Origin of the sequence: Streptomyces sp. NPDC060027 (assembly GCF_042737005.1) — a bacterium.
Classification (GTDB): Bacteria; Actinomycetota; Actinomycetes; order Streptomycetales; family Streptomycetaceae; genus Streptomyces.
Window position 1 is genome coordinate 1 of record NZ_JBHWVI010000347.1, and the last position, 6,198, is coordinate 6,198.

Genomic DNA, 6,198 nt, shown 5'->3' on the forward strand with positions numbered 1-6,198 from the left:
ACCCAGGCCCGGGTGGACGCCCCCTCACGTGTATGTCTGCGGCTGCGACGCCGGAGGCTCAGTTACCGCCCTGTTCGTCGCGGCGACGCTGCCAGCGCTGTTCGATGCGGTCCATCATGGAGCGGCGTTGCCGACCCTGACGGCGAGCGGCGGGTGAGCCGGACGCGGCCGGCTGTTCACCCGGCTTGGGAGCTTTGCGCCAACCGGTGACGGCGAGCACCGCACAGCCCAGCATGACCAGGAAGCCCACCACGCTCAGCCAGATCTGAACTGCGACCATTCCAGCCATGAGGAGCGCGATACCCACCAGGAAGCCCGCGACCGCCTGGTAAACCCGTCGCCGGGTGTACGTACGCAGCCCGCTTCCCTCAAGCGCTGTCGCGAACTTGGGATCTTCGGCGTACAGCGCTCGCTCCATCTGCTCGAGCATTCGCTGCTCGTGCTCCGAGAGCGGCACGGAGTCCTCCTCATCGTGCAGTCGCCGGGGCGACCGGGGGTCCCCTTCAGGATAGGCAGGGAATCGCCCCCGTGAAACCCGCCCCTCTACGCCAATTCGCCAACCGGAACCCGTCATGGCGACCCGATGTACTGAGGCGTGCATTCCCCAGCGAACGGTCCGTCATGCCGGACGGTCTCCCTCGATCATACGGCGCCGAGCACTCGATCGGGTGGTCTGTGGCGTACTCCATCTGCTGCCGAGCCCCTGATCAGCGCCGCACCACGGGAGGCCGCTCAGCCCTCGGCGGTACCCCGGGCCTCGCCGAGCACATGGAGCTGTGTGGCCACGGAGTGGAACGCGGCGAGTTCGGCCGCCGCCGCCTCCAGCTTCAGCAGGGCCTCCAGGGCGCCCGGCTCGGTGTCCACCAGGACTCCCGGCACCAGGTCCGCGAAGACCCGTACCCCGTGCACGGCACCGACGTGCAGGCCCGCGCCGGCGACCAGGGAGGTGAGCTGTTCGGCCGTGAACCGGTGCGGAACAGGATCACCCTCGCCCCAGCGTCCGTCCGGGTCGTCGAGCGCGTGCCGGGCCTCCTTGAAGTGCCCGGCGAGGGCGCGGGCCAGCACGGCGCCGCCCAGGCCGGCGGCGAGGAGGCTGAGCACGCCCTCGGGCCGCAGCGCGTCCACCACGTTGCGGACGCCCTCGGCCGGGTCGTCGACGTACTCCAGGACGCCGTGGCACAGCACGGCGTCGTAGCCGCCACGCTCGACCACGTCGAAGAGTCCGTGCGCGTCGCCCTGGACGCCCTGCACGCGGTCGGCGACGCCGGCCTCGGCGGCGCGGCGCTCCAGCGCGAACAGCGCGTTCGGGCTGGGGTCGACGACGGTGACACGGTGACCGAGGGCAGCGACGGGCACGGCGAAGTTGCCGCTGCCGCCGCCCGTGTCCAGCACGTCGAGCGACTCCCGCCCGGCGGCCTTGACCCGGCGGTCCAGGGCGTCCTTGAGGACCTCCCAGACCACGGCGGTACGGAGAGAAGCGCGGGGGCGCATCGGGTCCGACACGGCAGTTGACTCCTCGGCGCGGCACCGCCTGTTGAACGGCGGAGCGATCTTCGGGCCCCCCGGCGGGGAGGCAGCAGGCGTCTCCACCCTATTGCCTCCGCCGCGGTGAACGATCCTCCGTCTCACGTGCGCCGCATCGCATGACGAGCGGGTGCCGGACGGACGCCGAACCGGTGGCGTCCCCGAGAGGCGTCCCCGAGACTCAACCCGCGTCCGGCACCCCTCTGTCCGCCCGCTCCCGGTCGCCGTCCTGCCGGGGCTGGGGCAGCACGGGCTGCAGCACCAGCATCCGCTCGACGAGGCGCAGGAACATCGCGACGTCGCGTATCAGGTCGTCGGCGTCGCGGGTGGTGGCCGCTCCCTGGATGCCCGCCTCGGCGCGGGCACGACGGGTGGCCCCGGAGGCGAACAACGCGCTCCACTCGGTCAGTTCGGGAGCGATCTCCGGGAGGACTTCCCAGGCGCTGCGGATACGGGTCCGGCGTCGGGACGTGGGCTCCGGGCGGCCTCGCGCGGCGAGCACTGCGGCGGCGGTGCGCAGCGCGGCCAAGTGGGCTGTCGCGTACCGCTCGTTGGATGTTTCCAGGGCCGTCGCCTCGTCGAGCCCGGAGCGGGCCTGGGAGAGCAGGTCGAGGGCGGCGGGTGGCGCCGTGGCCCGGCGGAGCACGGGGTGCACATCGCTCGCCGGGCTGTTCAGTGAGGGGGCAGGGCCGGTGGCGCGGCGCCGGCGGGCGGCGGCTGCGGAAGAGCTGGCCATGACGAACCTCCTGTCGTCGTGTGACGGCACTGTGGCCGTATGTGCCCATCGTGAGGTATGCCACTGACAATCCGTTCTGACCTGGGCTTTTGCTTCGCTCGAAAGTTCGGGATAGTTTTTGCACTGACCAGTCAGTTCAAAAGTAGTTCCATGTTTCAGGGGATGGGGAATCTGTGGACGGTCCGCACGGACTGGGCGTCGCAGCCGAGGACTTCGGGCTCAAGGGGCCCCGCGGCTGGGCGTTCCGCGGGGTTCGAGTCGAAGCGAAGCCCGGATCGCTCATCGCGATCGAGGGGCCGTCCGGGTCCGGCCGCACCTGCCTGCTGCTCGCTCTCACGGGCCGGATGAAGGCCACCGAGGGGACGGCGGCCGTGGGGACGGCCGTGCTGCCGAAGCAGATGGCCGCGGTGCGCCGGACGAGCGCGCTCGCACACGTGCCCGGGGTCACGGACCTCGACCCCGCGCTGACCGTCGGGGAGCACCTGCGGGAACGGGCGCTGCTGCAGCGGCGGTTCGGCGGTTCGCTGCGCGCCCTGCTGCGACCGCGCGGCGAGCGGGTGAGCGAGGCCAAGGCGCGGATCGGCGCCGCGCTGGCCGCCGCGGGACTCGACCCGGAGACGCTGCCCAAGGGGCAGAGGACCGCCGTACGCGATCTGGAACGGCTCGAAGCACTGCGGCTGTCCCTCGCGCTGGCCCTGATCGGCCGCCCTCGGCTGCTCGGTGTCGATGACGCCGACCTCAAGCTCTCGGACGCCGAACGGTCCGACGTCTGGGCCCTGTTGACGTCTCTCACCGAGTCCGGCACCACGGTCGTGGCGGTGTGCAGCGAGGCCCCCGAGGGCGCCGTCGTCGTGTCCACCGCACCGAGCGACGCGTCGAGGGACGCCGGCGAACAGGGCCCCGGCGCCTCCCGCGAGACCGCGTCGGCGCCCGGGACCGACACCATCGCCGACACCACCGCCGCTGCCGCCGAGGCCACCACCAAGGCCGGCACCGACACCACCAAGGCCGACGCCGCCCCCGACACCGACACCGACGCCACGGCCACCAGCACCACCGCCGAAACAGCCGAGGCCACCACCGGCGCCGACAGCGACAGCGACAGCGGCAGCGACAGCGACAGCGACAGCGACAGCGACAGCGACACCAACGACAAGGAGACGGCTGATGCGCTCACCGAAACTGGCCGCTCTTGAACTCCGCCGCTTCGGCCGGGGCAAGCTGCCGCGCGCCGCGCTCGCCGCGCTCCTGCTGCTGCCCCTGCTGTACGGCGCCCTCTACCTGTGGTCGTTCTGGGACCCGTACGGCCGTCTCGACCGCATCCCCGTCGCGCTGGTGAACGACGACAAGGGGGCTACGGCCGGCGGCAAGAAGGTGACGATCGGCGACAACATCACCGAGGGGCTGCGCGACAGCGACACCTTCGAGTGGCACGAGGTGAGCTCCGCCGAGGCCCGCCGCGGTGTGGAGGACGGCACGTACTACCTGTCGCTGACCATGCCGGGCGACTTCAGCAAGAGGATCGCGTCCAGTTCCGGGGCATCGCCCGAGACGGGCGCGCTCCAGGTGCGGACCAACGACGCGAACAACTACATCGTCGGGCAGATCTCCCGCACGGTGTTCAGCGAGGTGCGGACGGCCGCGTCCACGAAGGCCTCACGTTCGTTCCTCGACAAGATCTTCATCTCGTTCTCGGACATCCACGGGGCGACCGTGCAGGCCGCCGAGGGCGCCGACAAGCTCAACGGCGGCATCGGCAAGGCGAAGAAGGGCTCCAAGGACCTCGCGGACGGCCTGAAGGAGGCCAAGAGGGGCAGCGGGAAACTCACCGGGGGCCTGAGGAAGCTCAACACGGGCGCCGGCGACCTGGAGGACGGTTCGCGCCAGGTCGCGGACGGCACCCAGGCGCTGGCCGACAAGGTCAACGGGGTCGCGGACAAGGTCGGCCCCTTTCTGAAGGACAACGAGAAGTCGATCGGTGACACGGCCCAGCTGGTCGCCGACTCGGCCGCGGGGATCCGCCACAACCTCGACACCCTGGTGAAGACGGCCCCGGCCGCGGCCAAGGGCGCGCGCACCGCGTCCGACACGCTGAACACCGTCTACCGCGCGCGGTGCGAGACCCTCCCGCTCCCCGACGCGGCGTGTCCCGACCTGAAGAAGGCCAAGGAGGCGGCCGCGGACGTCGTCAAGGTCGCCGACGACGTGAACACCCTGATCGACGACCAGGACGGCGACCTCGACAAGCTGGACAAGAACCTGGCGACGCTGGAGAAGCAGGCGCAGGCGCTCGCCGACCGCTCGCCGCATCTCTCCGAGGACCTCGACGACAGCGTCTCCAAGATCAACAAGCTGAACGACGGCGCCTCCGAGGTCGCCAAGGGAGCGAAGCGGCTGCACTCCGGTATCGGCACCGCCAAGACCGGCGCGGCGGACCTCGACAAGGGCGTCGGACAGTTGAGGACGGGCGCGAGCGACCTCGACGGCGGCCTGTACAAGCTCGTCGGCGGCTCCGGGAAGCTGGCCGGCGGACTGCACGACGGCGCCGACCAGATCCCCGACTACGACAAGCCCGACCGCGACCGGCGTACCGAGGTCATGGCCGACCCGGTCCAGCTGGCCTCCAGGGACCTGCACAAGGCGCCCAATTACGGCACGGGATTCGCCCCGTACTTCATCCCGCTGTCCCTGTGGGTCGGCGCGATGGTGGCGTACATGCTGATCCAGCCGCTGAACCGGCGCGCGCTCGCGGCGGGGGCCTCGGCGTGGCGGATCGCGCTGGCGGGCTGGCTGCCGGTCGCCGTCATCGGCGTGCTCCAGACGGCCGCCCTGATGGCGGTGCTCCACTGGGCGATCGGCCTCCAGATGGTCCGGGCGGCCGGAACCGTGGGCTTCCTGTTCCTGGTGTCGGCCTGCTTCGCGGCGATCGTGCAGTGGCTGAACGCGCGCTTCGGGGCGGCGGGCCGGATCCTCGTCCTCGCCTTCCTGATGCTCCAGCTGACGTCGGCGGGCGGCACCTACCCCGTCCAGACCAGTCCGCGCTTCTTCAACGCGATCCACCCCTTCCTGCCGATGAGTTACGTCGTCGAGGCCCTCCGGAGGCTCATCACCGGCGGCGGCCTCGAACCGGTCCGGACGGCGTGCCTCGTCCTGACGGCGTTCACCGTGGGAGCCCTCGCGCTCACCGCCCTGTCGGCGCGCCGCAAGCAGGTGTGGACCCTCGACCGGCTGCACCCGGAGCTGAGCCTGTGACCAAGCGCGTGGGCGCTCCTGTGAGAATCGGGGCCATGGACAGCAGCAGCACCACGGCGGGCGGCGGCAGCCGCCGCGAGGCGACCCGGCAGAAGCTCTACGAGGCGGCCGTCACCCTGATCGCCGAACAGGGCTTCTCAGCCACCACAGTGGACGAGATCGCCGAGCGGGCCGGGGTCGCGAAAGGCACGGTCTACTACAACTTCGCGAGCAAGTCGGTCCTCTTCGAAGAGTTGTTGCGGCACGGCGTGGGCCTCCTCACCGCCTCACTGCGGGAGGCCGCGGAGAAGACCGCCCGGGACGGCGGCAGCAAGGTGGACGCGCTGGACGCGATGATCCGGGCCGGCCTCGTCTTCATCAACCGCTATCCGGCCTTCACCCAGCTGTACGTGGCGGAGCTCTGGCGCACCAACCGCGCCTGGCAGTCCACCCTGATGGTGGTGCGGCAGCAGGCGGTGGCGGTCGTCGAGGACGTGCTGCGCGACGCGGTGGCGGCCGGGGAGCTCAGCGACGAGATCGACATCCCGCTGACGGCGGCGGCGCTGGTCGGGATGGTCCTGGTGGCCGCCCTGGACTGGCAGGCCTTCCAGCCCGAGCGTTCCCTGGACGACGTCCACGCGGCGCTGTCCCGGCTCCTCCAGGGGCGTGTGAGCGGCCACCGCTGAACACCCGCACACACGAGAGCC

General features: G+C 71.3%; 6 protein-coding genes. 3 read left to right on the plus strand and 3 right to left on the minus strand.

Annotated elements, in window-relative coordinates:
* Positions 1–58: 58 nt before the first annotated feature.
* The 3 genes from ACFWBT_RS41070 to ACFWBT_RS41080 form a co-directional block, all read right to left on the minus strand.
* A complete protein-coding gene (locus ACFWBT_RS41070; protein ID WP_266757800.1) occupies positions 59–457 on the minus strand; it encodes a DUF3040 domain-containing protein in 399 nt (132 codons plus the stop codon).
* Positions 458–732: 275 nt separating this feature from the next.
* Positions 733–1,503: a methyltransferase gene (locus tag ACFWBT_RS41075; protein ID WP_385709381.1), complete on the minus strand. Its 771-nt coding sequence runs from the start codon at positions 1,501–1,503 to the stop codon at positions 733–735.
* A 202-nt stretch (positions 1,504–1,705) separates the two neighbouring features.
* Positions 1,706–2,260 (minus strand): SAV_6107 family HEPN domain-containing protein, encoded by a 555-nt coding sequence (locus ACFWBT_RS41080; protein WP_385709384.1) that lies wholly within the window; start codon positions 2,258–2,260, stop codon positions 1,706–1,708.
* A 173-nt stretch (positions 2,261–2,433) separates the two neighbouring features.
* Between ACFWBT_RS41080 and ACFWBT_RS41085 the strand changes: the two genes are divergently transcribed.
* From ACFWBT_RS41085 to ACFWBT_RS41095, 3 genes are read left to right on the plus strand one after another with little or no spacing between them, the layout of a single operon-like run.
* Positions 2,434–3,456, plus strand: a complete 1,023-nt coding sequence (locus ACFWBT_RS41085; protein ID WP_385709387.1) for an ATP-binding cassette domain-containing protein — start codon at positions 2,434–2,436, stop codon at positions 3,454–3,456.
* A complete protein-coding gene (locus tag ACFWBT_RS41090; RefSeq protein ID WP_385709390.1) occupies positions 3,428–5,512 on the plus strand; it encodes a YhgE/Pip family protein in 2,085 nt (694 codons plus the stop codon). The genes ACFWBT_RS41085 and ACFWBT_RS41090 overlap by 29 nt, the downstream gene beginning before the upstream one ends.
* Positions 5,513–5,547: 35 nt before the next feature.
* Positions 5,548–6,177, plus strand: coding sequence for a TetR/AcrR family transcriptional regulator (locus tag ACFWBT_RS41095; RefSeq protein WP_266757807.1), 630 nt, complete (start codon positions 5,548–5,550; stop codon positions 6,175–6,177).
* The last annotated feature ends 21 nt before the right edge of the window (positions 6,178–6,198 follow it).